This is a genomic window from Dactylosporangium sp. NPDC000244 (assembly GCF_040300725.1).
Lineage (GTDB): Bacteria > Actinomycetota > Actinomycetes > Mycobacteriales > Micromonosporaceae > Dactylosporangium.
This window is the reverse complement of sequence record NZ_JBEPEH010000108.1, coordinates 1-2,039: the sequence shown is the minus strand read 5'-3', so window position 1 is coordinate 2,039 and position 2,039 is coordinate 1. Positions and strand designations below refer to the sequence as shown.

General features: G+C 72.2%; 2 protein-coding genes. Both read right to left on the bottom strand.

The window, feature by feature from the left end; translation table 11 throughout:
- Nucleotides 1-404: 404 nt before the first annotated feature.
- A complete protein-coding gene (locus tag ABT369_RS57700; RefSeq protein ID WP_350627240.1) occupies nucleotides 405-962 on the bottom strand; it encodes a DUF305 domain-containing protein in 558 nt (185 codons plus the stop codon).
- Between the two features lie 70 nt (nucleotides 963-1,032).
- A complete protein-coding gene (locus tag ABT369_RS57695; protein WP_350627238.1) occupies nucleotides 1,033-1,791 on the bottom strand; it encodes a lytic polysaccharide monooxygenase in 759 nt (252 codons plus the stop codon).
- Nucleotides 1,792-2,039 lie beyond the last annotated feature (248 nt).

The following is a 2,039-nucleotide window of genomic DNA, read 5'->3' as shown; positions in this document are numbered from 1 at the left end:
GCCAGCTCGCGCTCTCGGCCCGGGAACCCCGCCTCCGCGCGCCCGCCTCGAGCCAGCTCGCGCTCTCGGCCCGGGAACCCCGCCTCCGCGCGCCCGCCTCGAGCCAGCTCGCGCTCTCGGCCCGGGAACCCCGCCTCCGCGCGCCCACCTCGGGCCGGGTTCACGCGCTCGGGAGCCTCACCTCCAAGCGCTCGCCTCCGCGCGTTCGCCCTCGCCGTCGGATCGTGCGTGCCGGCGATCGCGGTAGGGCCATAGAGCGCGCGGGCGCGGTGCGGGCGGTGCGGGGCCTCGATGTCCGCGGGCGGTCGGCCGGCGGACGGATCGGCTGCCGTGGCCGCGCGTTACCCGGTGGGCGCCAGGCAACGCGCGGCGGCTTTGGGCGGCGCCGGCGTGCGGATGCGGGGTCAGGCGGGCTGGTTGAGGTACCGGAGCATCTGCTGGATCTCGGCGGTGCGCGACTCGTCGATGCGCTTGGCCAGGTCCAGCGCCCCGGGGTTGACTCCCGAGCCGGTCTCCATGCGCGCGATCTCGATCGCGTTGTGCTGGTGCGCGATGAGCAGGTTCAGGAACTTCGTCTCGAAGTCCGTTCCGGTCGCGGCCTGCAGCGCCTTGATGTCGTCGGGGTTGGCGCCGTGCGCGCCGCCGTGGCCGGCGTGCGCGGACGCGTCGGCGTTGGGCGGCTGGCCCCACGACTCGAGCCAGACCTGCATCGTCTTGAGTTCGTCGGTCTCGGTGGCGTCGATCGCGGCCGCGAGGGTGCGCACATCCTCGCGTGCGGCCTTCGTGCGGGCCAGGCGCACCATCTCCAGGGCCTGGCTGTGGTGCGCCGCCATCATCTGGCTGAACATGACGTCGGTGTCGTTGAAGACGCGTTGCTCGGTTCCTGCCGGGGCGGGCTGGGCCGGGGCGGCGGCACAGCCCGCCAGCAGGAACGTCGCGAGCAGGAGCGCAATGCGTTTCATGGGTCTCCCTGCGCGCGGGGGCGTCCCGGGGGAGCCGGGACGCCGCCCTTCTTTCAGCGGTACCGGACGATCAGACGCGCTGCCACAGGGCCGGGACGTTGGGCGGTTCCCAGCCGGGGATGGCGGTGTGCGCCTGGCGGCACTGGTACGTGACGCCGTTGTACGTGACGCGGTCGCCGACCTTGTACGCGGTGCCGGCGGCCCAGGTGGTCGTGCCCGTCGGCGGCTGCGAGGTCGGTGAGGTGGACGGCGAGGGGCTCGGACGCGTCGGCGACGGCGACGGCTGGGTGGGCGTCGGCGTCGGGTTCCCGCCGCCGGTGCCGACCTGCAGGTCGACGCACGAGTAGAACGCGTTGCCGGTGTCAGCGATGTTCCAGCGGGCCAGCACCAGGATCCGGCCGGTACGGCCGCCGAGGTTCACCGTGTGGGAGACGGTCGCGTCGGGCTGACGGTTACCGCCGTCGATGTTGGCGATGCGGGTGCCGCCCACGAAGTACTCGAAGTTCGTCGTGGAGTGGCGGGCGGTGAACACCCACGTGAACGTGACGGTGTTGCCGACCGACGTCGCGGGCCAGCCCTTGTTCGGGTCGTCCAGCTCCGCGAACCGGCTGTTGCCGCCACTGCAGCTCGTCAGGCCCTTCGGACCTTCGACGCTCTGCGGTTCGTAGACGATCTCGCCGCAGTTGGCCACGCGGCCCTGGGCGCACATCGCCTGGCGGCTGGGTGGCGAGGAGATGTACCCGTGCGCGGACGCGGGAGACGCCGTCACGAGGAGTGCGGCGGCCACGGCGGCCAGCGTGAGGGGTACCGCAGCGATCGCTTTACGCATTCAATCGCTCCTTCCAGCGGTGGGGGGTGATGCCGCTCAATGTAAGGGAAGGATTGTTAACAGTAAATAACCTTTATGAATATTGGTCGATGGAGCGCTCTCACTTCAGGTAGGGTTGACCAGCCTTTAAGGCGCTGCCGTGCGCGAGGCGCCGCCGTGCGCGAGGCGCCGCCGTGCGCGAGGCGCCGCCGTGCGCGAGGCGCCGCCGTGCGCGAGGCGCCGCCGTGCGCGAGGCGCCGCCGTGCGCG